We start from the raw sequence: 24,838 nt of genomic DNA, 5'->3' as shown, positions 1-24,838 counted from the left end.
GGGTCGGGTCATGGCCCAGGAGCAGAAGCAGCCGCGCAAGAGTTCCGAGACGGAGGAGGCGACCGAGGTCGCCCCCGAGACCGATGTCGCCGAGCGCAAGGAAGTCCTCGACAGCGACGTGGACTCGATCCTCGACGAGATCGACGAGGTCCTCGAGGCCAATGCCGAGGACTTCGTGAAGTCGTTCATCCAGAAGGGCGGAGAATGACGGACGCGCCGCGACTGCCGGCGGCGTACCTCGTCCCCGGCAGCTCGTCCTTCAGCGACTTCCTCGCCGCCCAGGCGCCCGACCTGCTCCCGTCGCGCCGGGCCGTGCCGCAGGGCCACGCCGGCGACCTCGCGCCGCACGGCACCACGATCGTCGCCGCGACCTTCCCCGGCGGGGTGGTGATGGCGGGTGACCGCCGCGCCACGATGGGCAACATCATCGCCCAGCGCGACATCCAGAAGGTCTTCCCGGCCGACGAGTTCTCCGCGGTCGGCATCGCCGGCACCGCCGGCCTCGCGGTCGAGATGGTGCGGCTGTTCCAGACCGAGCTCGAGCACTACGAGAAGATCGAGGGCAGCACCCTCTCGATGGACGGCAAGGCCAACCGGCTCGCCGCGCTGATCCGCAACAATCTCGGGATGGCGATGCAGGGGCTGGCCGTCGTCCCCCTCTTCGCGGGCTACGACCTCAACCACGACCAGGGCCGGATCTTCAGCTACGACGTGACGGGCGGCCGCTACGAGGAGACGGCCTTCCACTCCGTGGGTTCCGGCTCGCTATTCGCGCGCGGCTCGCTGAAGAAGCTCTACCGCGACGACTTCACCGCCGAGCAGACCGTCGAGGCCGTGGTGGAGGCGTTGTACGACGCCGCCGACGACGACTCCGCGACGGGCGGCCCGGACATCACCCGCCGGATCTTCCCGGTCGTCCAAGTCATCACCGCCGACGGCGGCCGCCGGATGTCCGACACCGAGGTGGCGGCCATCGCCGACCGCGTCATCGCCGGGCGGATGCAACGACCCGACGGACCCGCCGCGCCGCTCGAGGGGAGCCGGTCATGAGCATGCCGTTCTACGTCTCGCCCGAGCAGCTGATGAAGGACCGGGCCGACTTCGCCCGCAAGGGGATCGCCCGCGGCCGCTCCGTCGCGGTGGTGCAGTACGCCGACGGCGTGCTCTTCGTCTCCGAGAACCCCTCCCAGGCGCTGCACAAGGTCTCGGAGATCTACGACCGGATCGCCTTCGCCGCGGTCGGCCGCTACAACGAGTTCGAGAACCTCCGCATCGCTGGTGTCCGCCTCGCCGACATGCGCGGCTACGCCTACGACCGGCGCGACGTCACCGGCCGCGGCCTGGCGAACGCCTACGCCCAGACGCTCGGGACGATCTTCTCCAGCGGCGGCGAGAAGCCCTACGAGGTGGAGATCTTCGTCGGCGAGATCGGCGACGCCCCCGAGGACGACCAGATCTACCGGTTGACCTACGACGGCCAGGTCGCCGACGAGCACCGGTACGCCGTGATGGGCGGCGCGGCCGACACCGTCGCGACGTACCTCCGCGAGCACTACACCGAGGGCGCCTCCCTCGCCGACGCCCTGCGCGTGGCCGTGGCCGCGCTCGGGCACAGCGCCGACGACAAGGGCGGCTCGGTGGACCGCGTGATCCCCGCCGAGGACCTCGAGGTCGCCGTGCTCGACCGCACCCGCACCCAGCCCCGCAAGTTCAGCCGGCTGCGCCCGGCACGCCTGCTCGAGCTGCTCGGCAACCGCGGCCCCGCCGTCGCCGACACCGCCCACGACGGCGACCAGGCCCCCGGCACGGCGTCGCCCGTCATCACCACCGACGACCCCGCCGACCCCACCGACCAGGAGAGCGGCGCCACCCCGCCCCTCGAGGACCCCACCACCGGCGAGCCCCCCACCGCCCCGCCGCTCGGCTGAGCGGCCCCGCCCGCATGTGGGGTGCTGGACCTTGCGGTTTGGTCACCAACCGCAGCATCCGGCCCCGGAAACATGCGGTTGGGGACCAATCGTGGGGTGCCCAGGGACCACGTTCCATTCACAGCTGAGGTCGGCGCCGCGGTTGTCCCCAGCCGGCGGTGGCCGTCTCCCACCGACGCCGCTGCCGTCGGACGCTTCTCGCCATGACCCAGGAAGCATCCGAGGACGACCTCGACGACGACAACCCCATCCGCGGCGAGGTCCGGCTGGCGGCGTACCGGCGCGTGAGCCACGGCCTCTCCGTCCCCAAGAAGGACGGTCTCACCGACGAGGAGGAGTTCCTCCGGGACCTGAGGGCCTACCTGCTCGTGCTGCCGGAGGGTGCCGTCTTCACGCACGTCACGGCCGCGCGGCTGCTCGGCTGGCAGCTCCCCAAGCTGCCCGAGCAGGTGCCGGTCTTCGCAGCGGTGACGGGTGACCCCAGCCGGCCCCGACGTCACGGACTCATCTGCTCGCGGCTGGTGCGAGCGTTGGCGCCGGGCTGGGCGAAGGGCCTGCCGGTCGACCTGGCCGAGGAGATTCTCCTGCGGATGGCTCGTGACCTGGGGCTCCTGGACCTCGTCATCGTGATCGACTCCGCCCGTCGACTCGGCCACCTCGACGACCGACGGATGCAGGCCCTGCTCGAGAGCGGACGCCCGGGTGTTCGCATGCTCCGTGAGGCGTATGCCCTGTCCTGCAAGAAGTCGGACTCCGGCGGCGAGAGCTGCCTGCGCCTGTTCCACGACTGCCTGGGTGTCGCGGTCGAGCCGCAGGTCGACCTCTACGACGAGGCCGGCCAGATGCTCGGTCGCGCCGACCTCCTGGTGACCGGGACGACGTCGGTGCACGAGTACGACGGTGAGCACCACCGGGGCAAGGGACAGCACCGGACCGATCTGAGACGGGAGCGCGGCTGGACGGGCACGGCGTACGTCCGCCGTGGCTTCGTCCTCGACGACCTGCTCAACCACCCGGCGGTGGCGATGCACGAGATCGACCGTGCCGTGGGCCGCAGCCACGACCTGCAGCGTCTGGCGCGATGGCGCCGGCTGGTGGACAACTCGCTCTACTCGGAGCGCGGCCGGGAGCGGGTGATGAACCGCTGGCGACGCCAGACCACCCTCGTCGATTGGTCACGAACTGCATGATCGCGGCCGCAAATGTTGCGGTTGGTGACCAAACCGCACCCCCACACCCCCGAACCCCCCACAGAAACCCAGCGCCTCCCGTACACACGACCGTCCTGCGCCTAGGGTGGTTCGCATGGACCGTCGGATCTTCGGGATCGAGAACGAGTACGGCGTCACGTGCACGTTCAAGGGGCAGCGGCGCCTCAGCCCGGACGAGGTCGCGCGGTACCTCTTCCGCAAGGTGGTGAGCTGGGGACGCAGCAGCAACGTCTTCCTGCGCAACGGCGCACGGCTCTACCTCGACGTGGGGAGCCACCCGGAGTACGCCACGCCCGAGTGCGACGACGTGGTCGAGCTGGTCTCCCACGACAAGGCGGGGGAGCGGGTCCTGGAGGGGCTGCTCCTGGACGCGGAGCAGCGCCTGCACGACGAGGGGATCCAGGGCGAGATCTACCTCTTCAAGAACAACACCGACTCGGCCGGCAATTCCTACGGCTGCCACGAGAACTACCTCGTCGGGCGGGCCGGTGAGTTCAGCAAGCTGGCCGACGTGCTGATCCCGTTCCTGGTCACGCGGCAGATCATCGTCGGGGCCGGCAAGATCACCCAGACGCCGCGGGGCGCGAGCTACAGCGTCAGCCAGCGCGCCGAGCACATCTGGGAGGGCGTCAGCAGCGCCACCACCCGCAGCCGCCCGATCATCAACACCCGCGACGAGCCGCACGCGGACGCGGAGAAGTACCGCCGGCTCCACGTCATCGTGGGCGACTCGAACATGAGCGAGACGACCACGATGCTCAAGGTCGCCAGCTGCGACCTGGTCCTGCGGATGATCGAGGAGGGCGTGGTGATGCGCGACCTCACGATGGAGAACCCCATTCGCGCGATCCGGGAGATCTCCCACGACGTCACCGGCCGCCGCAAGGTGCGCCTGGCCAACGGCCGCGAGGCCAGCGCCCTCGACATCCAGGGGGAGTACCTCGCCAAGGCCCGCGACTTCGTCGACCGACGCCAGATCAGCACCCCGGTCATCGAGGCGGCGCTGGACCTGTGGGAGCGGGGTCTCAAGGCCGTGGAGTCCGACGACCTCGGTCTCGTCGACCGCGAGATCGACTGGGTCATCAAGTGGAAGCTCATCGAGCAGTACCGCGCCAAGCACGGCCTGCCCCTGGGCCACCCGCGGATCGCCCAGCTCGACCTCGCCTACCACGACATCCACCGCGGCCGCGGGCTCTACTACCTGCTCGAGAAGCGCGGCATGGTCGCCCGGGTGACCACCGACCTGAAGATCTTCGAGGCCAAGTCGGTGCCGCCGCAGACCACCCGCGCCCGCCTGCGCGGCGAGTTCATCCGCAAGGCCCAGGAGCGCCGGCGCGACTTCACCGTCGACTGGGTGCACCTCAAGCTGAACGACCAGGCCCAGCGCACGGTGCTGTGCAAGGACCCGTTCCGGGCGTACGACGAGCGCGTGCAGCGCCTGATCGACGGCATGTGACCCGCCCGGCTGCCGGATCCTCTCAGGCGGTCCGGCTAGGGTGATCCGCGCCGTACCCACGTGGTGCGACGCCGTTCCGAACCCCGCACTGTGAAGGTGAGCCCCGTGTCACGACGACTCCGTCGCCTCCCGTTCCTCCTGCTGCCCCTCGTCTTCTGCGCCGCCACGCTGACCGCGTGCGGCGACAGCGGGGACGACTCCGCCGCCGCGGGCTCCGCCGAGGGGCTCAAGGCCGTCTCGATCACGGGGGACGTCGGCAGCGAGCCGAAGGTCACGTGGAAGTCCGAGATGTCGAGCAAGGACATCGTCTCGACGGCGCTCACCACCGGCGACGGCGACGCGCTCAAGGACGGCGACAAGGTCGAGGCCAACATCTGGATCGGGAACGGCTTCACGAAGGAGAAGTCCTTCAGCAGCTACGACCAGGGCCAGCCCGAGACGATCACCCTCAACGACCAGCTCAGCCCGGTGTTCGCGGACGCCATGAAGGACGCGACGATCGGCTCCCGCATCGCGGTGACCGCCCCCGCCGACAAGGCGTTCGGCGAGACCGGCAACCCGCAGCTCAACATCGGCAACAAGGACTCCGTCCTCGTGATCATCGACATCATGTCGCTCTACGAGGAGCCGAAGCCGAAGGACGTCCCCGAGTCCAAGCTGCCCGGCATCATCGAGAAGAAGGGTGAGCCGACCGGCCTGGACTTCAAGGGCCTGCCGGAGCCGAAGGCCGACGGCGACCTGCTCCGCGCGGTCGTCAAGCAGGGCACCGGCAAGACGGTGACCGCCGACATGACCGTGACCGCGAACTACCTCGGCCAGGTGTACGGCGCCAAGAAGCCCTTCGACGAGAGCTACTCCAAGAAGCCCGTGCCGTTCTCGCTCGCCCAGGTCGTCCAGGGCTGGACGGCCGGCCTGACCGGGGTGAAGGTCGGCAGCCGCGTCCTGCTGCAGATCCCGCCGGGCCTCGGCTACGGCGCCCAGGAGCAGGCGAACATCCCGGCCAACAGCACGCTCTACTTCGTCGTCGACATCATCTCGGCGAAGTGACCTGACGGTCCGGGACGACGCGGGAGCGGGGGCGAGATGACGGTGCGCAAGACCGAGCGGTTGCTCAACCTGCTCATCATGCTGCTCGTGCAGCGCAGCTACGTCTCCAAGGACCGGATCCGCGAGATCCTGTACCCCGGCTCCAGCGACGACGCCTTCGAGAAGATGTTCGAGCGCGACAAGGACGAGCTGCGCAGCCTCGGGGTGCCGATCGAGGTCGGCCACATCGACGCGTTCTTCGAGGACGAGCCGGGCTACCGCGTCCGTCCCGACGAGTTCGCGCTCCCGGAGATCAGCCTCGAGGCCGACGAGGCGTCGGTGATCGGGCTGGCCACGAAGGTCTGGGAGCACGCCCGGCTGGCGGAGGCGACCACCGAGGCGGTGCGCAAGCTGACCGCCCTCGGGCTGCCGCTCGACGTCTCGGCGCTCGACATCGCGGAGCCGCGGCTGAGCGCGGACGAGCCGTCCTTCGACGTGTTCTGGGAGGCCACCCAGGAGCGGCACCCGGTGGAGTTCGAGTACCGCCGCTCCGGCCAGAGCGCCACCACCACCCGGCACCTGCAGCCCTGGGGCGTCGTGCGCTACTCCGGACGGTGGTACGTCGTGGGCCTGGACACCGACCGTGAGGACGAGCGCGTCTTCCGGCTCTCCCGCGTGGTCGGCGAGGCGCGCAAGGTCGGCGAGGCCGGGTCGTACGACGTCCCGCCGGGCACCGACGTGCGCGCCACCGCCCGCCGGCTGGCCCCCGCGCCGACGTCGGAGCGGGCCGTCGTGCTCGTGCGCGCGGGCTCGGGTCACGTGCTGCGCCGCAACGCCGAGTCCGTCGAGAGCGGGGTCGCCGGCCCGGACACCCGAACGGCCTGGGACCGCGTCGTCGTGACGCGCGACCACCAGGGCATGGCCGACGAGCTGCTCGGCCACGGCGCCGACGTGTTCGTGGAGGAGCCGGCCGCGCTGCGCGACCAGGTCGTCGAGCGGCTCCGGGCCGTCGTGGAGGCCGCCTCGTGAGCACGCCCCGCCCCGCGAACGAGGGGGCCAAGGACCAGGTCGCCCGGCTGCTCACGCTGGTGCCGTTCCTGCACGCGCACGGCCAGGTCCGCCTGGACGACGCCGCCAGCGCCCTGGGCGTGCCCGCCGAGCAGCTGCTCAAGGACCTCAAGGTGCTGCTCATGTGCGGCCTGCCGGGCGGCTACCCGGACGACCTGATCGACGTCGACCTCGACGCGCTCGAGGGCCCCGAGGCCGACGGCGTGATCCGGGTGTCGAACGCGGACTACCTCGCCCGCCCGCTGCGCCTGAGCCCCACCGAGGCGACCGCGATCATCGTGGCGCTGCGGGCGCTGCGCAACGGCGCCCGCGACGAGACCCGCGAGGTCGTCGACCGCGCCCTGGCCAAGCTCGAGGCCGCCGCGGCCGAGGGCTCCGCCGCGCCCCGGATCGACCCGGGCGAGGAGCCGGTGCGTCGCGACGACTCGGCCCTGCAGCGCCGGCTCCAGGGCGCCGTGGACGACCGACGCCAGGTGCGCCTGGACTACTTCGTCCCCTCGCGCGACGAGGAGTCCCAGCGCACGGTCGACCCGCGGGGGATCGTGACCGCCCACGGCTTCACCTACCTCGACGCCTGGTGCCACAGCGCCGAGGCGCCGCGGCTCTTCCGACTGGACCGGATCCGGGGTGCGGAGGTCCTCGACGCCGCCGTCGAGACGGAGCCGGAGGCGCCTCGCGACCTCGGTGACGGCATCTTCGCGCGGGCCACCGACACCACCCGGGTCACGCTGCGCCTGGCCCCCCAGGCCCGCTGGATCGTCGAGTACTACCCCGTCGAGAAGGTGCGGCCCCGCAAGGGCGGCTCCCTGGAGGTCGAGCTGCTCGTCGCCGACGAGCGGTGGCTGCAGCGGCTGCTGCTCCGCCTGGCGCCGTACGCCTCGGTCGTCAGCCCCGAGGAGTACGCCCACACCTTCACAGCGGCGGCACAGGACGCCCTCGGTCTCTACTGATGGAGGCCGGGCTACGATGAAGCAACCATCTTCGACAACGTGAGGACACCATGACTGCGCACGTGACTGGGCCACTCCTGATCGGCGGTCTCGGCACCACGGAGCTCCTGCTCATCCTGGCTGTCGTGGTCCTGCTGTTCGGTGCGTCCAAGCTCCCCGAGCTGGCCCGCGGCAGCGGCCGTGCCCTGCGCATCTTCAAGGCCGAGACCAAGGGCCTCGTCGACGGTGACGACGACGACACGAAGACCGCGGAGGAGAAGGAGCTCGAGGCGCGCCAGAAGCTCCTCGACGCCGAGCGGGACCGCATCGAGCGCGAGCGCATCACGCGCGAGCGCCGCGACGACACCACGGCCTGACGCCACGCCGTGGCCTTCTCCGGCGTCGTCGGACTGTTCCGCTTCCGCCCCGTCCACCCCGTCGGGGCCGACGGCCGGATGGCACTCTCCGACCACCTGCGCGAGCTCCGTGCGCGCCTGCTCAAGTCGGCGCTGTTCCTGGTCGTCGCGTTCTGCATCGCGCTGTACTTCTACGACCACCTGCTCGAGCTGGTCTCCACGCCGTACCGTGACGCCCAGGCCAAGCTCGGCGGCGACGTGGACAGCCAGCTGGTCGTCAACAACATCACCGCGGGCCTGCTGCTCCAGCTCAAGCTCTGCGGCGTCGTCGCGATCGTCGCGGCCAGCCCCTTTTGGCTCTACCAGATCTGGGCCTTCATCGTCCCCGGCCTGCACCCCGGCGAGCGCAAGTGGTCGCGGGTGTTCGCGGGCATCGCCGGCCCGATCTTCATCGGCGGCGTGGCCCTGGGCTACTACGTCCTGCCCAAGGGCATCGCGGTCCTGATCAACTTCACGCCGGACAACGTGGTGAACCTCGTCGACTTCGCGACCTACTTCTCCTTCATCACCCGGATGCTGCTCGTCTTCGGCATCGCGATGGAGATCCCGCTCTTCGTGGTCCTGCTCAACCTCGCCGGGATCATCTCCGGCCGCTCGATCGGTCGCGCCCGCCCGTGGATCGTGCTCGGCACGATGATCTTCGCCGCGGTCGCGACCCCCTCGACGGACCCGTTCTCGATGCTGATGCTCGCGATCCCGATGCTGATCCTCTTCGCCGTGTCCGAGGTGATCGCGCGCATCATCGACCGCAGCCGCGGCCGGGGCGCCGACCGGACCGACCAGTGGGGCGACGACGAGCTGTCGACGCTGTGAGCGCCGCACCGCCGCCGCTGGACGACCTCGACCCCTTCGACCTCCCCGACTGGCTGGGGGAGTCCGAGGTGACCTGGACGCCCGACGTGGGTCTCCGCACCGGGCACCACGTGCGCGGCCGCCTCACCAGCGAGGACGGCCACGAGCCGGTGCCCTGCGACCTGCTCGCCGTCGACGAGGCCTACCCCTCGCCCGTCGCCGACGACCAGGCCCGGCTGCGCGCCCACCAGGCCTGGCGCCACGGCCAGATCCTCCTCGCGACGTACGACGGGCGGCTCACGCTCGCGGTGCCCGGGACCGGCGTCTCCGCCGACGGCGTCCTCGACGCCCTGAGCCGGCTGGCCAAGGCGGTCGGGGCCTCCCCGGAGCGGTACGCCGCGCGCCTGCGCATCGGTGCGGAGAGCCAGCGGCGCACGCCCCGGGTGCCCTAGTCTCGGCCCGTGGCCGGCTCCCTGCGCGAGATCGCACTCCTCACCAACCCGACGTCCGGCAAGGGCAAGGGCGCCCAGGCCCGTGACATCGCCCTCACCCGGCTCCGCGCGGCCGGTCTGACCGTCCGCGACCTCGAGGGCCGCGACGTCGACGAGGCGCTCGACCTGGCCCGCGGAGCGGTCGCGGACGGCGTCGACGCGCTGGTCGTGTGCGGTGGCGACGGCATGGTCCACCTGGGCGTCCAGGCGGTGGCGGGCACCGGCACCCCGCTCGGCATCGTCCCGGCCGGCACCGGCAACGACGTCGCGCGCTACTTCGACCTCCCGCGCAAGGACCCGCTGGCCGCGACCGACCGGCTGCTCGCCGGCACCACCCGGACCATCGACCTGGCCCGCAGCGGGTCGAAGTACTTCGTCGCCGTGCTCTCGGCGGGCTTCGACGCGATCGTGAACGAGCGGGCGAACCGGATGACCTGGCCCAAGGGCCAGATGCGCTACAACCTGGCCACCCTCGCCGAGCTGCGCACCTTCGAGCCGCTGCCCTACGTGCTCGAGCTCGACGGGGAGGTGCTGCGCCTCGACGCGATGCTGGTCGCGGTCGGCAACGGCCCGTCGTTCGGCGGCGGCCTGCGGATCACCGAGGGGGCCGTCCTCGACGACGGTCTGCTCGACGTGGTGATCATCAAGCCGATGAGCAAGCCGATGCTGATCCGCACCTACCCCAAGCTGTTCAAGGGCACCCACACCACCGTCCCGCAGTACGAGCACCACCGGGTCCGCACCGTCACCGTCGCGGCGCCGGGCATCGTGTCGTACGCCGACGGCGAGCGCTTCGGCCCGCTGCCGCTCACGATCGAGTGCGCCCCCGGTGCGTTGACCGTCCTGGTGTAGCCCCGCCCGTAGGGTGGGGACATGAGCACGGCCGACGACCTCTCGCCGGCGGAGCGGTACGCCGACTACCGCAACGGCCGCCAGCACCCGGTCTTCCGGGGCTTCGAGAGTCTCTACTCCTTCCCGCTGGACGACTTCCAGGCCCGCGCCTGCAAGGAGATCGAGGACGGCCGCGGCGTCCTCGTCGCCGCCCCCACCGGCTCCGGCAAGACGATCGTGGGGGAGTTCGCGGTCCACCTCGCGGTCGAGACCGGCCGCAAGTGCTTCTACACGACGCCGATCAAGGCGCTCTCGAACCAGAAGTACAACGACCTCGTCGCCCGCTACGGCGTCGACCAGGTCGGCCTGCTCACCGGTGACAACTCCGTCAACGGCGAGGCGCCCATCGTCGTGATGACGACCGAGGTGCTGCGCAACATGCTGTACGCCGGCTCGCGGACGCTCCTCGGCCTCGGCTTCGTCGTGATGGACGAGGTGCACTACCTGGCCGACCGTGCCCGCGGCGCCGTGTGGGAGGAGGTGATCATCCACCTGCCCGAGTCGGTGTCGCTGGTCTCGCTGTCCGCGACGGTCTCGAACGCCGAGGAGTTCGGCGAGTGGCTGGCCACCGTGCGCGGCGACACCACCACGATCGTCGAGGAGAGGCGGCCGGTGCCGCTCTACCAGCACGTGATGGTGGGCAAGCGCCTGCTCGACCTGTTCGCCTCCTCCGACGTCGACGCGGCCGCGGGCTTCGTCAAGGAGGGCGCACCGGTCAACAACGAGCTCCAGAAGATCGCCCGCGACGACTGGGCCAGCAGCCACATGAAGGACCGCCGCGCGCCCAAGAAGGGCCGCGGGAAGACGCCGCAGCAGCGCGCCGGGTCGGCCGGTGCCAAGCAGGTCGGCAACGGCCGCCGGGTCTGGATCCCCAGCCGCTTCGACGTCATCGAGCGCCTCGACCGCGAGGGCCTGCTCCCGGCCATCGTGTTCATCTTCAGCCGGGTCGGCTGCGACGCCGCGGTCACGCAGTGCCTCAACGCCGGCACCCGGCTCACCTCACCCGAGGAGCGCGACACGATCCACCAGTTCGTCGAGGACAGCTGCCGGCACCTGCCGGAGGAGGACCTCCACGTCCTGGGCTACCACGACTTCCTGGACGGGCTGACGCGCGGCGTCGCCGCCCACCACGCGGGGATGCTGCCGGCGTTCAAGCAGATCGTGGAGGAGCTCTACATCCGTGGGCTCTGCAAGGTCGTCTTCGCCACCGAGACCCTCGCGCTGGGCATCAACATGCCCGCCCGCACCGTCGTCATCGAGAAGCTCTCGAAGTGGAACGGCGAGACGCACGCGGACATCACGCCGGGGGAGTACACCCAGCTCACCGGCCGGGCCGGTCGCCGCGGCCTCGACACCGAGGGCCACGGGGTCGTGCTGTGGCAGCCCGGGATGAACCCGCGCGAGGTCGCCGGGCTCGCCTCGACGCGCACCTACCCGCTCCGGTCGTCCTTCCGCCCGTCGTACAACATGGCCGTCAACCTCGTGCACCAGTTCGGCCGCGAGCGCTCCCGCGAGCTGCTCGAGCAGTCGTTCGCCCAGTTCCAGGCGGACAAGGCGGTCGTCGGCCTGGCCCGCCAGCTGTCGAAGAGCCAGACGGCCCTGGACGGCTACGCCGAGGCCGCGACCTGCCACCTGGGCGACTTCATGGAGTACGCCGCCCTCCGCCGCCGCGTCGGCGAGGCCGAGAAGGGCGCCGCCCGCGAGCGTCGCTCGGACCGTCGCGAGGAGGCGCTCGCCTCGCTGGCGCTCCTCAAGCCCGGTGACGTCATCGAGGTGCCGACCGGGAAGTTCGCCGGGTACGCCGTCGTCATCGACCCGGGCTTCACGCCCGAGGGCCCGCGCCCGTACGTCGTCACGGCCGACCGCCAGGCGCGCCGCCTCGCGATGATGGACTTCCCGGTGCCGGTCGCGGCCCTCACCCGCCTGAAGATCCCGCGGAACTTCAGCGGACGGAACCCCCAGATGCGCCGGGACCTGGCCTCGGCGCTCCGGTCCCGCACGCACGACCTCGCTCCGCCGCCGCCCGGCAAGGTGGCGGCGCCGCGCTCCGCCGCCCCGGCCCGGTCCGCCGGCACCGAGGAGGAGATCACCCGGCTCCGCAACGAGATGAAGGCGCACCCCTGCCACGGCTGCCCCGAGCGCGAGGACCACGCCCGCTGGGCGGAGCGCTGGTTCAAGCTGGACCGCGACGCGGCGACCCTCAAGCGCCGGGTCGAGCAGCGCACCAACACCGTGGCCCGCCAGTTCGACCGGGTCTGCGACGTCCTCACGGCGCTGGACTACCTCGACGGGGACACCGTCACCCCGCGTGGCCGGCACCTGCAGCGCCTCTACTCCGACATGGACCTGGTGGCCGCCGAGTCGCTGCGCCACGGCCTGTGGGACCACCTCGACGCCTCCGAGCTCGCCGCCGCCCTGTCGGTGCTGGTCTTCGAGGCCCGGCGCGCGGACGACTCGTCCTCACCGCGGCTCCCGACGGGCGCCGTCAAGGAGGCCGTGCGGGAGATGACCCGGCTGTGGGGCGAGCTGGACGCCCTCGAGCGGTCGCACAAGCTGGACTTCCTGCGCCAGCCCGACCTCGGGTTCGCGTGGCTGGCCTACCGCTGGGCCGAGGGCGACGAGCTCGACGACCTGCTGGGGGCCAGCGAGCTGGCGGCCGGTGACTTCGTCCGCTGGATGAAGCAGCTGCTCGACGTGGCGGGGCAGGTCGCCGACGCGGCCGGCGACGTCCCCCTGCGCGCCACGGCGCGCGAGGTCGTACGCCGGCTGCGGCGCGGCGTGGTGGCCTACTCCGGGCTGGCGGACTGACGCACGGCCTCGGCGACCGGCACGTCGCCGCCGACGAGGTTCCACTGCTGCCCGATCGTCGCGTCCTCGCCGAGCACGGCGGCGACCGTGGCGGCCACGTCGGCGCGGGCCACGTCGCCCCGCTCCACGTCCGGGCCCAGGGCGACCCGGCCGGTCGCCGCGTCGTCGGTCAGCCGGCCCGGTCGGATGATCGTCCACGCCCGGTCGCTGGCGCGGAGGGCGGCGTCGGCGTCGCGCTTCGCCTCGACGTACGCCCGCCAGACGTCGCCGGTGTCCTCGGGCAGCGGCTCGTCCACGCTGATCGCGGAGATCTGCACGAACCGGTCGATCCCGGCCAGCCGCGCGCCCTCGACCGACTTCAGCGAGCCCTCCAGGTCGACGGTGCGCTTGCGCTCGATGTCACCGTCGGCGCCGCCGCCGGCCGCGAAGACCACGGCGTCCGAGCCTGCGAAGGCCTCGGCGAAGCCGGCGGCGTCCTGCTGCTCGATGTCCAGGAGCCGGACCTCGGCCCCGAGGCCCTCGAGCTCGGTGCGGTACTCCTCCTTCCGCACCAGCGCGACGGGGGTGTGCCCCGTCCGGCTGAGCTCGGTGATGAGGTGCTGGGCCACCTGTCCGTGGCCCCCGACGATCGCGATCCGGGTCATGCCGACCACGGTACGAGCCCTCCGGTTGCCCGGCGAGCCCTCAGGGGCCGTGGACCGGGACGATCCGACTCTCCGTCGAGCCGATCGGCGGGTCGCACGGGCCGATCTCCCGCCCGCGGTACGTCGAGACCATGAGCATGCAGGGCTCCGCGGGCTCGACCCGTGGGACCAGCAGGCCCGGGGGAGGCTCGAGAGGGAGACGGGGGCGGTCGGAGTGGTGACCCGGTCGCTCGTGCCCGTGGCCGGTCGTCGGACGGCCCCACGGCTGCGGGCCGGCGACCGCCGGCGTGCCCGCGGTGGCCGCGAGCACCAGGACGGTGGCGGCACCGGCGAGGACGCCACGGCGGACCATGGTCCGATGGTAGGTCGTCGCGGGCTCCGGCGGGAGGGGTCGGGACCTAGCGGGTGAGCGCCTCCACGAGGCGCTGGGAGGGGCTCTCGAGGTTGTAGCGGCGCGCCAGCTCGAGCACCTTGTCCGGGTCGCGGGGCGTGCGGGGGAGGACGGTGTCGTGCTCGCCCAGGTCGATGTCGCGGGCGACGGCCACGACGGTCGGGGCGACCTCGAGGTAGTCGGCCGCCGCCTTGAGCTTCCCGCGCGGGCCGGGACCCATGTCGGAGTCGGGGTCCAGCGCGGCCGCCACGATCGCGTCGAGGTCGCCGAAGCGGTTGAGCAGGGTGGCGGCGGTCTTGTCGCCCACGCCGGCCACGCCGGGCAGCCCGTCGCTGGCGTCCCCGCGCATCGTGGCGAAGGCGGCGTACTGCGCGGCGTCGATGTCGTACTTCTCCCGGACCCATTCGTTGGTCACGCGCTCGTGGTTGCGCACGCCCCGGGCGATGTAGAGCACCCGGACGTCCGCCTCGTCGTCGACGAGCTGGAAGAGGTCGCGGTCGCCGGTGACGATGTCGACCGGCTGCCCGGCACCGGTGGCCAGGGTGCCGATGACGTCGTCGGCCTCGTAGCCGTCCGCCCCCACGACACAGATGCCGAACGCGTCCAGCACCTCGAGGATGACCGGGATCTGCACCTCGAGGGGGTCCGGCACCTCCTCGACGTCGGGGGCCGTCGCGACCTCCTCGACGACCCGGTGGGCCTTGTACGTGGGGATCAGGTCGACGCGCCACTGCGGACGCCAGTCGTTGTCCCAGCAGCACACCAGGTGGGTGGGGTCGTACTCCGTGACGAGCCGGGAGATGAAGTCCATCAGGCCCCGTACGGCGTTCACGGGGGTCCCGTCGTCGGCGAGCACCTCCGGCACGCCGAAGAACGCGCGGAAGTACATCGACGCGGTGTCGAGGAGCATCAGGCGGCCGGTCTCGGGGCTGGTCACGCGCCGATCCTGCCATGCCGCACCGGCAGGTTGCCCTAGGCTGGCGAGCGTGACCTCCGACGTCGAAGCCACCGACCGCAAGATCCTCGAGCTGCTCGCCGCGGACGGCCGGATGTCCTTCACGGACCTGGGCAAGGCGACCGGCCTGTCGACCTCGGCGGTGCACCAGCGGGTCAAGCGGCTCGAGGCCCGCGGCACCATCACGGGGTACGGCGCCAGCATCGACCACGACCAGCTCGGCCTGCCGCTGACGGCCTTCATCTCGATCCGCCCGATCGACCCGTCGCAGCCCGACGACTCACCCGAGCGGCTGCGCGACGTCGCGGAGATCGAGTCCTGCTGGTCGGTCGCCGGCGACGAGTCCTACATCCTCAAGGTCCGGGTCGCCGCGCCGATCGACCTCGAGGACCTGCTGGCCCGGATCCGCGCGGCCGCCAACGTGTCGACGCGCACCACGATCGTGCTGTCCACGCCGTACGAGAACCGCCCGGTCTGACGCCGGAGCGTCGAGGACCGGGCGGCGGCCCGTCATCGTCGCGCGTCGGCCTTGTCGACCTTGTTGGCGCTGGAGGCCCCTTGGACCAGCTGGAACCAGCCCGAGACGTAGTCGTTGTTGCCCAGCGCCTCGGTGGTCCGCACGCAGGCGCCGAGCTTCCACGTGGTGGACACCGACGGGTTCACGGCAGCGGTGGCGGACTGGATGGTCCGGGTGGTGGTCACCTGGCCCCTCACGTACGAGAAGCCCACGAAGTTCGTCACTGTCGTCGATCCGCTCGGCTGGTAGCAGAGGTCGATGTCAACAGTCGACGTGGCGACGCCGCTCGCGACGGCCAGGGCCAGCGATGCTCCTCCGAGGACGGTCTGGCCCGGCTCCACCGCGAGGTTGACCGTGGGTCCTGCGAAGACGAAGTTGGCCGGCGAGGCGGGGATGACGGGCACGGCGCCGTTGAGCCGCTTGACCGTCACGATCCCCTGCGGACCGGTGGGACCGTCGGGTCCCTGCGGGCCCTGGGGTCCCGTCTGACCCTGCGGTCCCTGGGCACCCTGCGGCCCCTGGGCACCCTGCGGCCCCTGGGGACCGGTGGCGCCGTCCGCGCCCGTGTCCCCGGTCGGGCCGGCCGGTCCGGTGGGACCGGCCGGGCCGGTGGCGCCGGCCGGACCGGTCGCGCCGTCCGCGCCGGTGGCCCCGGTCGGGCCGGCCGGGCCGGTGGGCCCTGCCGGGCCCTGGGCGCCGGCGGGCAGCTGGCCGGACTTGAAGTCGCCCGTGAGCAGCGACCCGTCCTTGATGTCCTTCGTGGTGACGGTGCCGTCCTTGATGGACGCGCCGGTGATCATCTTGGCGGCGTCGGCGACGACGGGGTTGGTGGCGAGCAGGAAGGCGGCCACCGAGACGGCGACCACCGCAGAGACACGACGCATGACAGAGCTCCCGGACGAGTGGGCCCGGCCGAGCACCGGGCGGTCCCTCGATCGTCACCTCCGTCCGGTCAGGAGGCCATGACCTCATCAGGTCATGGCCTCCTGGCCCGATCAGGCCATGGGGTCGCCGGCGTCCCTGGCGGGTGCCGGTCGGACCGGGCGGTCCCTCAGCGCTTCTCGGCGACCGCGCGGCTCACCGCGTTCGTGGGCAGCGCCTGCACGAAGCCCGAGGTCCAGTTCCCGGTGATGTTCGCCGCGTGCTGGCGGATGCACATCCCGACGGTGTAGGTCCCGGCCGGGTAGGAGCTCGTGGACACACTCGACATCGTGATGAGGCTGTTGGTCGTGCCGAGGCCCAGGTTCTCGTGGTAGTCGTTACCGAACTCGAGGATGGGGCCGGCGGCCTGCTGGGTGCAGAGGCCCAGGTCCGCCGTCGTGGCGGAGGCGCCTGCCAGCGTCGCCGAGACGACGCCGGAGAGGCGCGAGCTGCTGGTGAGGGTGATCTGCCTGGTGCCACCGACGAAGCCCCACACGGTGCCCGACGTGTTGGCCGGCACCGTCGCGACGCTGGCCGAGAAGCGCACGATCGGCCCGATCGGTCCGGCGGGTCCCTGCGGCCCCTGGGCTCCCTCCGGTCCCTGGGCACCCTGCGGCCCCTGCGCACCCTGCGGGCCCGCGGGACCGTCCGCGCCCGTGGCCCCGGTCGGGCCGGCCGGACCGGTGGCACCGTCGGCGCCCGCCGCGCCGGTGGCCCCGGTCGGGCCTGCCGGACCGGTGGGCCCGGCCGGTCCCTGGGCGCCCGCGGGCAGCTGCCCGGACTTGAAGTCCGCCTTGAGCAGCGAGCCGTTCTTGATGTCCTTCGTGGTGACGGTGCCGTCCTTGATCGAGGCGCCGGTGATCATCTTGGCGGCGTCGGCGACGACGGGGTTGGTGGCGAGCAGGAAGGCGGCCACCGAGACGGCGACCACCGCAGAGACACGACGCATGACAGAGCTCCCGGACGTAGAGGCGCCCGGTCGAGCGCCGGGCAGTGGCTCGATCGTCATCCGGCGTCCGGACCGGGGTCCATGGCACGCTCAGGTGGTCTGGTCTGGCCCGACCTGACCAGCCCGGGCACCGGGGTGACCAGCTGCGGGATGGCTCGTCCGGACCGGTGTCAGTACGCCTGCAGGGCCGCCATCCGGCGCGACGCCTCGGCCACCTCGGCCGCCTTCAGCGCCGACTCGTCGAGGTTGCCGTGCTCGGCCCACCAGGCCTGGCCGGCCTCGGGCAGGGTGTGGATCGGGTCGTAGTACTCGTAGGTCCGCGAGAGCGCGTCCTCGGAGGTCTGCTCGATCGAGGTGCGGTAGTTCTTGGTCCAGTAGGAGATCCCGCGCTCGGTGTCGTAGTCCGCGAGCTGGTGCACCCAGCGCTTGCCGACGAACGGGACGTCGCAGACGATGCGCGGCGTCGCGAAGCCGGGGAGGTAGCCCATGATGTGGTGCTGCAGCCGCTGGGCGTCGGCGACCGAGACCCGCCAGTGCTCCGAGAACGGGATCATGTCGCACATGTAGAAGTAGTAGGGCATGATCCGGGCGCCGTCGAGCAGCCCGAAGCAGAGGTCCAGGAGCGCGTGCGGGTCGGCGTTCACCCCGTTGAGCAGGACGCCCTGGTTGCGCACGTCGCGCAGGCCGGCGTCGAGCATCGCACCGGCCGCCTCGGCGACCAGCGGGGTGACGGAGTTCGCGTGGTTGGCGTGGGTGTGCATCGCGATCGAGACCCCGCGCGAGCGGGCCAGGCCGGCCACCCGCGTCATCCCCGCCACGACGTCCGGCTGCAGCCAGTGCTGGGGGAGCCCGATCAGGGCCTTCGTGGCGAGCCGGATGTCGCGGATGTTCTCGATCTCGAGGAGCTTCGTGAGGAAGTCCTCGAGCCGCGGCCAGGGCATGTTCGCGACGTCGCCGCCGGAGACGACCACGTCGCGCACCGAGGGGGTGCGGCGCAGGTAGTCCATCATGTCGCCGAGGCGGTCGTGGGGCTTGGCGACGAACTTCAGCTTCTCGATGACCGGGGTCGAGTTCCCGACCAGGTCCATCCGGGTGCAGTGGCCGCAGTACTGCGGGCAGGTCGGCAGCAGCTCGGCCAGCACCTTGGTGGGGTAGCGGTGGGTGAGGCCCTCGGCCACCCACATGTCGTGCTCGTGCAGCGAGTCGCGCGTCGCGTGCGGGTGCGAGGACCAGTCGGTGCGCCGGTCGCTGAACACCGGGATCATGTAGTGCCGGATCGGGTCGGCGTAGAACGCGTCGGTGAGCGAGCCGGGGCCGGCCGGGACCGACAGCGGCACCATGGTGTTCATCATCTGCGGCGGCACCAGCATCGACATCGTGGCCCGCTCGGCCTGGTCGCGCTCGAGGTCGGCGTAGAAGCGGTCGTCGACGAGGTCGCCGAGCAGCTCGCGCAGCTGCTTGACGTTCTTGACGCAGTGCGCGCGCTGCCACTGGACCGAGGCCCAGTCAGCGGCCGTGACGTCCTTCCAGCCCGGGAAGCGGGTCCAGTCGGGCTCCACGAGCTCGGTGCGCTGGTAGGGGTAGGGCTGGCCGGTCTCCAGGCCGATGGCGGTCTCGATACTCATGGGGACTCCCGGGTCTGCGGCGAAGGGTGTGGGGACGTCGCACGGCGGCGCGTTCAGTTGTGTGGGCTGGGCCACCTCTGCCAGAGTACGAGGAGAATGTCCGGCTAGTCCAATGGCGCGCCGTACGATCTCCCGTCCCAGCCCTGAATTTACGGAGGAACCTCCGCCATGGTGGCCCTCGACAGCGATCCGACCGGTCTGCACCGCGTCCTCGACGACACGGTCGTCCTGCCCCAGGCCGCCCAGCGCCTCGACACCCGCCGCGAGGTGTGGCCCGACGAGGTCCGCATCCGGGTCGAGAAGCTCAACCTCGACGCGGCCTCCTTCCGCCAGCTCGAGCGGGCGCACACGCAGTACGCCGTCACCGACCGGGACGCGATCCGGGCCGAGGTCCTCGACATCGTCGCGACGCGCGGCAAGATGCAGAACCCGGTCACCGGGTCGGGCGGGATGCTCATCGGCACCGTCGAGGAGGTGGGGGAGCGGTCCCCCCTCGGGCTCGCCGTCGGCGACCGGGTCGCGACGCTGGTCTCCCTCACGCTGACCCCGCTGGTCATCGAGGACGGCCTGGCGCGCTGGGACGCGACGGGCGAGCAGGTGCCGTGCGACGGCTACGCCGTGCTCTTCGGGCGCTCGATCGCCGCCGTCATCCCCGACGACCTGCCCCACGACCTCTCCCTGTCGGTGATGGACGTGTGCGGCGCACCGGCCCTGACCGCCCGCGTCGTCGAGGGGTACGCCGCCCGCGGCACCGCCCCGACGGTGGCCGTGATCGGGGGCGGCGGCAAGTCCGGCTCGCTGAGCCTCGCGGCCGCCCGGCGGGCCGGTGCCGCCCGCACCATCGGGGTCGTGCCGCACGACGCGGAGGCCGAGCTGCTGCGCGCATCCGGACTCGCCGACGAGGTCGTGGTCGCCGACGCCCGCAACCCGATCGGCCTGCGCGACGCCGTGACCGGCGCCGGTGGTCCGGCGGACGTCACCGTCGTGTGCGTGGACGTCCCCGGCTGCGAGGGCGGCGCGATCCTGGCCACCGCCGAGGGCGGGTCGGTCATCTTCTTCTCGATGGCGACGTCGTTCTCCGCCGCCGCGCTCGGCGCCGAGGGGCTCGCCGCCGACGTCACGATGCTGGTCGGCAACGGCTACGTGCCGGGCCACGCGGCCTACGCCTTCGACCTGCTGCGCTCCGACGCCGGCGTCCGCTCGCTCTTCGAGGCGCGGCTCGCGCACGAGGCCGCGCGATGACGGCAGGCTCCGCGGGGGAGAGCCTGCTGCTCCGCAACGCCCGCGTGTACGACGGGGGGCCCGGCAGCACGGCGGTGGCGGTGCGCGACGGGCGGATCGCGTTCGTCGGCGACGACGACGCCGCGGCCGCCCACGCCGGGGGAGCCGAGCTCGACCTCGGGGGCGCCCTGGTGACGGCGGCGTTCGTGGACACCCACGTGCACACCGTGCGCACCGGCTTCGCGCTGACCGGGCTGGACCTCACCGGCTCGCCGAGCCTGCGCCACACCCTCGACGCGCTCGCCGCGCACGCGGCCGTCACCCCCGAGGCCGGCGTCCTCGTCGGCCAGGGCTGGGACGAGACCGGCTGGCCCGAGGGCCGGGTGCCGACCGGGGACGAGCTCGAGCGGGCCGCGCCCGGCCGGCGCAGCTACCTCACCCGCGTGGACGGGCACTCCTCGGTGATCTCGCCGGTGCTGGCCGCGCTGGTCCCCGGCCTCGACCAGCTGGACGGCTGGACGACCGACGGCCGCGTCGAGCGCGACGCCCACCACGCGGTCCGCAACGTGCTGGAGGGCCTGATCGGCCCCGACGACCGCCTCGCGGCCGCGCGGGCCGCCTGCCGGGCGATGGCCGCGCAGGGCATCGTCGGCTTCCACGAGAACGCCGCCCCCCACATCGGCCCCGAGACCGAGATCGAGGTGGTGCGCCGGGTTGCCGCCGAGGTGGGTCTGCGGGCGACCGCCTACTGGGGCGAGCTGCTGGCCGTGGACACCGCGGCCCGGCTCGGGGTGGCCGGCCTCGCGGGGGACCTGGTCGCCGACGGCGCCTTCGGCTCCCGGACCGCCGCGCTCAGCACGCCGTACACCGACCGCGACCAGACCTGCGGCCACGCCTACGTCACCGCCGACCAGGTGCGCGACCACGTGGTCGCGTGCACCGAGGCCGGCCTGCAGGCGGGCTTCCACTGCATCGGCGACGCCGCGCTGACGGCCATCGACGAGGGGCTCTGCGCGGCCGAGGCCGTCCTCGGCGCCGAGCGGATCCGCGCCGCCCGGCACCGCCTCGAGCACGTCGAGATGCCCGCGCCGCACATGGTCGCGACGATGGCCCGCCTGGGCGTCGTGGCGAGCGTGCAGCCGATGTTCGACGCGCTCTGGAGCGGCCCCGACGGCATGTACGCCGCCCGCCTCGGTGAGCGCTGGCGCGACACCAACCCGTTCGCCGACCTCGCGGCCGGCGGCGTCCGCCTCTCCTTCGGCTCCGACTCCCCGGTGACCCCGCTCGGCCCCTGGGCCGCGATCCGGGCCGCCGTCCACCACCAGGCGCCCGGGCAGGGGCTCAGCCCGGCCCAGGCGTTCCACGCGCACACCCGCGGCGGCACGTACGCCGCCCGCGACGACGAGGGCGGCCTGCTCCGGGTCGGCCAGCGCGCCGACCTCGCCGTGTGGGACGTCCCCGGCGGCCTCGCCGCCGACGGCCTGCCCGACCTCACCCCGGGCGGCGACCTGCCCGTCCTGCGCCGGCTGCTCGCGAGCGGCCGCACGATCCACGACTCCGAGGAGACCCACCCGTGACCGGCAAGCCCCGTCCGAGCAAGCTCAGCCTGGACCCGACGACGGTCCGCCAGGCCCGCGCGCTCGCGCGCCGGGTCGGGCGCCCCATCGTCACCACGGCGAAGAAGCACACCACCGTGGCCGTCGAGCGCGCGACGCTGCGCCTGGGCGGGCTCGGCGGCGCCGACGCCGAGGGCACCCCGTGGGTGAACCGGCTCTCGGACGTCGTCCGCGCCGACCTCGCCGATCAGGGCGGGCTCGAGCACGGCGTGGCCCTGCCCGTCTGGGACGCCCTGCTCCGCGGCGAGGCCGAGGACCTGACCACGCTCGCCCAGAAGGCCAGCGCCGGGTCGGTCCGCTTCCGGCTGCCCGAGGGCAAGGACGCCGACCGGGCCCGGGCCGCCTCGCGCCGGCAGGTCGGGCGCGGCATCAAGCTGATGGACACCCGCCGGGTCGAGCGCGAGCGGATGATCAAGCGGCACGGTGACGCGCCCCGCCAGCCGTGGATCTACCTGATCGTCGCCACCGGCGACATCTACGAGGACATCCCGCAGGCCCAGCAGGCCGCCCGCGAGGGCGCCGACGTGATCGCGGTGATCCGCTCGACCGGGCAGAGCCTGCTCGACTACGTCCCCGAGGGCGCCACCCGCGAGGGCTTCGCCGGGACCTACGCCACGCAGGAGAACTTCCGGCTGATGCGGGCGGCCCTCGACGAGTCCAGCAAGGAGCTGGGCCGCTACGTCCGGCTGACGAACTACGCCTCCGGGCTCTGCATGCCGGAGATCGCGGCGCTGGCCGGCATGGAGCGTCTCGACATGATGCTCAACGACTCGATGTACGGCATCCTCTTCCGCGACATCAACCCGATCCGCACCTTCGTCGACCAGCGCTTCAGCCGCCAGGTGCACGCCCGAGCCGGGATCATCATCAACACCGGCGAGGACAACTACCTCACCACGGCCGACGCGATCGAGGCCGCGCACACCGTCACGACCAGCCAGCTCCTCAACGAGTACTTCGCCAAGGAGGCCGGCCTCGAGGACTGGCAGCTCGGCCTGGGCCACGCCTTCGAGATCGACCCCGAGGTCCCGGACTCGTTCCGCCTCGAGCTGGCGCACGCGCTGCTGGCGCGCGAGCTCTTCCCGAAGGCGCCGCTGAAGTGGATGCCGCCGACCCGCCACATGACCGGCGACGTCTTCCGCGGCTACCTCCTGGACGGGTTCTTCAACCTCGCGGGCGCGCTGACCGGCCAGGGCATCCTGCTCGTCGGCATGATGACCGAGGCGGTCGTCACCCCCTGGATCTCCGACCGCGACCTGGCGCTGCAGAACGTCCGCTACGTCCTGGAGTCGGCCGGGCGCCTGCACGAGGACTTCCACCCGGCGCCGGACGGCGTGATCGCGACCCGCGCCCGCCAGGTGCTGGGGGAGTCGATCGACCTGATGACCCGGATCCTCGAGCACGACAACGGCCTGCTCGACGCCATCGCGGACGGCACCTTCGGCCTGATGAAGCGGCCCGCCGACGCCGGTCGCGGCCTCGACGGCGTCGCGAAGAAGTCGAGCGCGTACTACAACCCCGCGACCGAGCTCCTGGAGGGCAAGTGACCGAGACGACCACCGGCGGCCCGATCATCCGGCCGTACGGCGACACCACCGGCGACGGCATGGTCCAGCTGAGCTTCACGCTCCCGATGCCGCACTCCAAGGTCGCCGAGGGCGCCGCCGCGCAGCTGGCCAACAAGATGGGCATGGACCCGGCGCTGGTCGTGCACGCGAAGCCGATGGGACCGGACTTCACGTTCTTCGTGGTCTACGGCCGCGTGAACCACCTCGTCGACCCGAGCAAGGTCGTGGTCGTCGAGCGCGACTACCCGCTGCTCACGCCCAAGGAGGCGAACGCCGCGATCAAGCGCTCGCTGCGCCGGCGGCTGGTGGTGGTCGGCGCCTGCATCGGCACCGACGCCCACACCGTCGGCATCGACGCGATCCTCAACATCAAGGGGTTCGCGGGGGAGAAGGGCCTGGAGTACTACCGCGAGGTCAAGGTCGTGAACCTCGGCGCCCAGGTCTCCGTGCCTCAGCTCGTCGAGCGGGCCCGCGCCGAGAAGGCCGACGCGGTCCTCGTCTCCCAGGTCGTCACCCAGCGCGACGCGCACCTGCTCAACACCCGCGAGATGTCGGCGGCCTTCCGCGAGTCCTACCCGTCGGACAAGCGACCGCTGCTGGTCGTCGGCGGCCCGCGCTTCGACGAGGCGATGGCCGACGAGCTAGGCGTCGACCGGATCTTCGGCCGGGGCACCACCCCCGGAGAGGTCGCCTCGTTCATCGTCCACCGGATGAGCACCCGCACCCAGGAGAGGAAGGCATCGTGACCGCCACCGTCGGGACCCGCGTGGTCCACCGCCGCTACGTCCCCTACTCGCACGCGCACTACGCCGGGAACCTCGTCGACGGCGCCTACAGCCTGGGGCTCTTCGGCGACGTCGCGACCGAGATGTGCATCGTCACCGACGGCGACGAGGGCCTCTTCGCGTCGTACGCCGACGTGCAGTTCCGCGCGCCGGTCCGCGCCGGCGACGTCCTCGAGATCACCTGCGAGCTGATCCGCGTCGGCACCCGCTCGCGGGTGATGGACTTCGCGGTCCACGTGGTCGCGCGGGGCGCGGCCACGGACGCCGCCCCCGGCGCCGCCACGCTCCTGGAGGAGCCGATCCTGGCCACCTCGGCGACCGGCACCGTGGTCGTCCCGGGCTGATCGCACACCCGGGACGACGGGACCGGGCCGACACGCCGGTCCGAGGTGAGATTTTGCCGAAATCTTCGGGCCGCACCGGGCCGCGCTGACCTGCACCAACGCCTGTTTGTGCAGGTCACGAGGTGGTTGACAGCCGGGGTTGTCTCGATCCAATCTTGCGCGTCCGCTCATGCAGATCGTGCCGGCGGACCGACGTCCGAGTGGCCGGGTCGAGGGTGGGGTGCCAATCACCCGTCAGAGCCGGTTCACGGAGGTCGGTCCGTTCCGCGAGAGCAGACACGGAAGG

25 protein-coding genes are annotated in these 24,838 nt (G+C 72.2%); 19 read left to right on the top strand and 6 right to left on the bottom strand.

Translation table 11 applies throughout. The features are described 5' to 3' along the window. Positions 1 to 10 precede the first annotated feature (10 nt). The 13 genes from H5V45_RS00785 to H5V45_RS00725 all read left to right on the top strand — a co-directional run bounded on the left by H5V45_RS00785 (position 11) and on the right by H5V45_RS00725 (position 13,016). Positions 11 to 208 (top strand): ubiquitin-like protein Pup, encoded by a 198-nt coding sequence (locus H5V45_RS00785; RefSeq protein WP_185251176.1) that lies wholly within the window; start codon positions 11 to 13, stop codon positions 206 to 208. Beyond that, entirely contained in the window at positions 205 to 1,050 is an 846-nt protein-coding gene (gene prcB / locus H5V45_RS00780; RefSeq protein WP_185251175.1) for a proteasome subunit beta, read from the top strand. The genes H5V45_RS00785 and prcB overlap by 4 nt, the downstream gene beginning before the upstream one ends. Next, positions 1,047 to 1,928 (top strand): proteasome subunit alpha, encoded by an 882-nt coding sequence (gene prcA, locus H5V45_RS00775; RefSeq protein WP_185251174.1) that lies wholly within the window; start codon positions 1,047 to 1,049, stop codon positions 1,926 to 1,928. The genes prcB and prcA overlap by 4 nt, the downstream gene beginning before the upstream one ends. A 203-nt stretch (positions 1,929 to 2,131) precedes the next feature. Next, positions 2,132 to 3,118 carry a hypothetical protein gene (locus H5V45_RS00770; RefSeq protein WP_185251173.1) on the top strand — a complete coding sequence of 329 codons (987 nt, stop codon included), beginning with the start codon at positions 2,132 to 2,134 and terminating at the stop codon, positions 3,116 to 3,118. A 115-nt stretch (positions 3,119 to 3,233) separates the two neighbouring features. After that, positions 3,234 to 4,595 (top strand): Pup--protein ligase, encoded by a 1,362-nt coding sequence (pafA, locus tag H5V45_RS00765; protein ID WP_185251172.1) that lies wholly within the window; start codon positions 3,234 to 3,236, stop codon positions 4,593 to 4,595. Between the two features lie 105 nt (positions 4,596 to 4,700). Then, the gene (locus H5V45_RS22510; protein ID WP_185251171.1) at positions 4,701 to 5,642 is read left to right on the top strand and encodes an FKBP-type peptidyl-prolyl cis-trans isomerase; all 942 of its coding nucleotides are present in this window, start codon (positions 4,701 to 4,703) and stop codon (positions 5,640 to 5,642) included. 36 nt (positions 5,643 to 5,678) lie between these two features. Continuing rightward, positions 5,679 to 6,650 (top strand): helix-turn-helix transcriptional regulator, encoded by a 972-nt coding sequence (locus H5V45_RS00755; protein WP_185251170.1) that lies wholly within the window; start codon positions 5,679 to 5,681, stop codon positions 6,648 to 6,650. Further along, positions 6,647 to 7,639, top strand: coding sequence for a WYL domain-containing protein (locus tag H5V45_RS22505; RefSeq protein ID WP_185251169.1), 993 nt, complete (start codon positions 6,647 to 6,649; stop codon positions 7,637 to 7,639). Before H5V45_RS00755 ends, H5V45_RS22505 begins: the two co-directional genes overlap by 4 nt. 62 nt (positions 7,640 to 7,701) lie before the next feature. Continuing rightward, positions 7,702 to 7,995 carry a twin-arginine translocase TatA/TatE family subunit gene (gene tatA, locus H5V45_RS00745; protein ID WP_425491418.1) on the top strand — a complete coding sequence of 98 codons (294 nt, stop codon included), beginning with the start codon at positions 7,702 to 7,704 and terminating at the stop codon, positions 7,993 to 7,995. A 9-nt stretch (positions 7,996 to 8,004) separates the two neighbouring features. Further along, positions 8,005 to 8,847, top strand: a complete 843-nt coding sequence (gene tatC / locus H5V45_RS00740; protein ID WP_185251168.1) for a twin-arginine translocase subunit TatC — start codon at positions 8,005 to 8,007, stop codon at positions 8,845 to 8,847. Beyond that, positions 8,844 to 9,278, top strand: coding sequence for a hypothetical protein (locus tag H5V45_RS00735; protein ID WP_185251167.1), 435 nt, complete (start codon positions 8,844 to 8,846; stop codon positions 9,276 to 9,278). Before tatC ends, H5V45_RS00735 begins: the two co-directional genes overlap by 4 nt. Before the next feature lie 9 nt (positions 9,279 to 9,287). Continuing rightward, a complete protein-coding gene (locus tag H5V45_RS00730) occupies positions 9,288 to 10,169 on the top strand; it encodes a diacylglycerol kinase (protein WP_343061357.1) in 882 nt (293 codons plus the stop codon). Positions 10,170 to 10,190: 21 nt separating this feature from the next. Then, on the top strand, positions 10,191 to 13,016 hold the full coding sequence (locus tag H5V45_RS00725) for a DEAD/DEAH box helicase (RefSeq protein WP_185251166.1): 2,826 nt from the start codon (positions 10,191 to 10,193) through the stop codon (positions 13,014 to 13,016). Here the strand turns inward: H5V45_RS00725 and H5V45_RS00720 are convergent. From H5V45_RS00720 to H5V45_RS00710, 3 genes are read right to left on the bottom strand one after another with little or no spacing between them, the layout of a single operon-like run. Continuing rightward, positions 12,995 to 13,660 (bottom strand): NAD(P)H-binding protein, encoded by a 666-nt coding sequence (locus tag H5V45_RS00720; protein ID WP_185251165.1) that lies wholly within the window; start codon positions 13,658 to 13,660, stop codon positions 12,995 to 12,997. The two genes, H5V45_RS00725 and H5V45_RS00720, sit on opposite strands and share 22 nt — an antisense overlap. A gap of 40 nt (positions 13,661 to 13,700) precedes the next feature. Beyond that, positions 13,701 to 14,012: a hypothetical protein gene (locus tag H5V45_RS00715; protein WP_185251164.1), complete on the bottom strand. Its 312-nt coding sequence runs from the start codon at positions 14,010 to 14,012 to the stop codon at positions 13,701 to 13,703. A gap of 46 nt (positions 14,013 to 14,058) precedes the next feature. Next, entirely contained in the window at positions 14,059 to 14,961 is a 903-nt protein-coding gene (locus H5V45_RS00710) for a 5'-3' exonuclease (protein ID WP_185254389.1), read from the bottom strand. 76 nt (positions 14,962 to 15,037) lie between these two features. Here H5V45_RS00710 and H5V45_RS22160 point away from each other — a divergent pair, with 76 nt between their 5' ends. Beyond that, the gene (locus H5V45_RS22160) at positions 15,038 to 15,484 is read left to right on the top strand and encodes an AsnC family transcriptional regulator (RefSeq protein ID WP_185251163.1); all 447 of its coding nucleotides are present in this window, start codon (positions 15,038 to 15,040) and stop codon (positions 15,482 to 15,484) included. A gap of 32 nt (positions 15,485 to 15,516) precedes the next feature. Here H5V45_RS22160 and H5V45_RS00700 read toward each other — a convergent pair whose 3' ends face one another. The 3 genes from H5V45_RS00700 to H5V45_RS00690 form a co-directional block, all read right to left on the bottom strand. Next, on the bottom strand, positions 15,517 to 16,407 hold the full coding sequence (locus tag H5V45_RS00700) for a collagen-like protein (protein WP_185251162.1): 891 nt from the start codon (positions 16,405 to 16,407) through the stop codon (positions 15,517 to 15,519). A gap of 167 nt (positions 16,408 to 16,574) precedes the next feature. Beyond that, positions 16,575 to 17,393, bottom strand: a complete 819-nt coding sequence (locus H5V45_RS00695; protein ID WP_185251161.1) for a collagen-like protein — start codon at positions 17,391 to 17,393, stop codon at positions 16,575 to 16,577. Positions 17,394 to 17,563: 170 nt separating this feature from the next. Then, positions 17,564 to 19,018 carry a KamA family radical SAM protein gene (locus H5V45_RS00690; protein ID WP_185251160.1) on the bottom strand — a complete coding sequence of 485 codons (1,455 nt, stop codon included), beginning with the start codon at positions 19,016 to 19,018 and terminating at the stop codon, positions 17,564 to 17,566. 168 nt (positions 19,019 to 19,186) lie between these two features. On the opposite strand from H5V45_RS00690, the gene kdd reads away from it, so the two are divergent. The 5 genes from kdd to kal are packed head-to-tail and all read left to right on the top strand — an operon-like array spanning position 19,187 to position 24,552. Further along, positions 19,187 to 20,260, top strand: a complete 1,074-nt coding sequence (gene kdd / locus H5V45_RS00685; protein ID WP_185251159.1) for an L-erythro-3,5-diaminohexanoate dehydrogenase — start codon at positions 19,187 to 19,189, stop codon at positions 20,258 to 20,260. Beyond that, complete coding sequence (locus tag H5V45_RS00680; RefSeq protein ID WP_185251158.1) at positions 20,257 to 21,816, top strand: amidohydrolase; 1,560 nt, start codon at positions 20,257 to 20,259, stop codon at positions 21,814 to 21,816. The genes kdd and H5V45_RS00680 overlap by 4 nt, the downstream gene beginning before the upstream one ends. Next, complete coding sequence (gene kamD, locus H5V45_RS00675) at positions 21,813 to 23,402, top strand: lysine 5,6-aminomutase subunit alpha (protein ID WP_185251157.1); 1,590 nt, start codon at positions 21,813 to 21,815, stop codon at positions 23,400 to 23,402. The genes H5V45_RS00680 and kamD overlap by 4 nt, the downstream gene beginning before the upstream one ends. Then, positions 23,399 to 24,169: a lysine 5,6-aminomutase subunit beta gene (gene kamE / locus H5V45_RS22500; protein ID WP_343061355.1), complete on the top strand. Its 771-nt coding sequence runs from the start codon at positions 23,399 to 23,401 to the stop codon at positions 24,167 to 24,169. The genes kamD and kamE overlap by 4 nt, the downstream gene beginning before the upstream one ends. Next, positions 24,166 to 24,552: a 3-aminobutyryl-CoA ammonia lyase gene (gene kal, locus H5V45_RS00665; RefSeq protein WP_343061354.1), complete on the top strand. Its 387-nt coding sequence runs from the start codon at positions 24,166 to 24,168 to the stop codon at positions 24,550 to 24,552. Before kamE ends, kal begins: the two co-directional genes overlap by 4 nt. Positions 24,553 to 24,838: the final 286 nt, after the last annotated feature.

The sequence above is a fragment of the Nocardioides luti genome, assembly GCF_014212315.1.
In the GTDB taxonomy this organism is placed as follows: Bacteria; Actinomycetota; Actinomycetes; order Propionibacteriales; family Nocardioidaceae; genus Nocardioides; species Nocardioides luti.
The sequence above is the reverse complement of the archived record's forward strand: the minus strand, read 5'-3'. Positions and strand labels throughout refer to the sequence as shown.

What these genes read in the sequence shown, in the direction of transcription:
- H5V45_RS00715 (WP_185251164.1), bottom strand. Translation starts at nt 14,012, where the DNA reads ATGGTCCGCCGTGGCGTCCTCGCCGGTGCCGCCACCGTCCTGGTGCTC.
- H5V45_RS00680 (WP_185251158.1), top strand. Translation starts at nt 20,257, where the DNA reads ATGACGGCAGGCTCCGCGGGGGAGAGCCTGCTGCTCCGCAACGCCCGC.
- H5V45_RS00720 (WP_185251165.1), bottom strand. Translation starts at nt 13,660, where the DNA reads ATGACCCGGATCGCGATCGTCGGGGGCCACGGACAGGTGGCCCAGCAC.
- prcA (WP_185251174.1), top strand. Translation starts at nt 1,047, where the DNA reads ATGAGCATGCCGTTCTACGTCTCGCCCGAGCAGCTGATGAAGGACCGG.
- H5V45_RS00785 (WP_185251176.1), top strand. Translation starts at nt 11, where the DNA reads ATGGCCCAGGAGCAGAAGCAGCCGCGCAAGAGTTCCGAGACGGAGGAG.
- H5V45_RS00695 (WP_185251161.1), bottom strand. Translation starts at nt 17,393, where the DNA reads ATGCGTCGTGTCTCTGCGGTGGTCGCCGTCTCGGTGGCCGCCTTCCTG.
- H5V45_RS00755 (WP_185251170.1), top strand. Translation starts at nt 5,679, where the DNA reads ATGACGGTGCGCAAGACCGAGCGGTTGCTCAACCTGCTCATCATGCTG.
- pafA (WP_185251172.1), top strand. Translation starts at nt 3,234, where the DNA reads ATGGACCGTCGGATCTTCGGGATCGAGAACGAGTACGGCGTCACGTGC.
- prcB (WP_185251175.1), top strand. Translation starts at nt 205, where the DNA reads ATGACGGACGCGCCGCGACTGCCGGCGGCGTACCTCGTCCCCGGCAGC.
- kdd (WP_185251159.1), top strand. Translation starts at nt 19,187, where the DNA reads ATGGTGGCCCTCGACAGCGATCCGACCGGTCTGCACCGCGTCCTCGAC.
- H5V45_RS00710 (WP_185254389.1), bottom strand. Translation starts at nt 14,961, where the DNA reads ATGCTCCTCGACACCGCGTCGATGTACTTCCGCGCGTTCTTCGGCGTG.
- H5V45_RS00725 (WP_185251166.1), top strand. Translation starts at nt 10,191, where the DNA reads ATGAGCACGGCCGACGACCTCTCGCCGGCGGAGCGGTACGCCGACTAC.
- H5V45_RS00700 (WP_185251162.1), bottom strand. Translation starts at nt 16,407, where the DNA reads ATGCGTCGTGTCTCTGCGGTGGTCGCCGTCTCGGTGGCCGCCTTCCTG.
- H5V45_RS00690 (WP_185251160.1), bottom strand. Translation starts at nt 19,018, where the DNA reads ATGAGTATCGAGACCGCCATCGGCCTGGAGACCGGCCAGCCCTACCCC.
- H5V45_RS00770 (WP_185251173.1), top strand. Translation starts at nt 2,132, where the DNA reads ATGACCCAGGAAGCATCCGAGGACGACCTCGACGACGACAACCCCATC.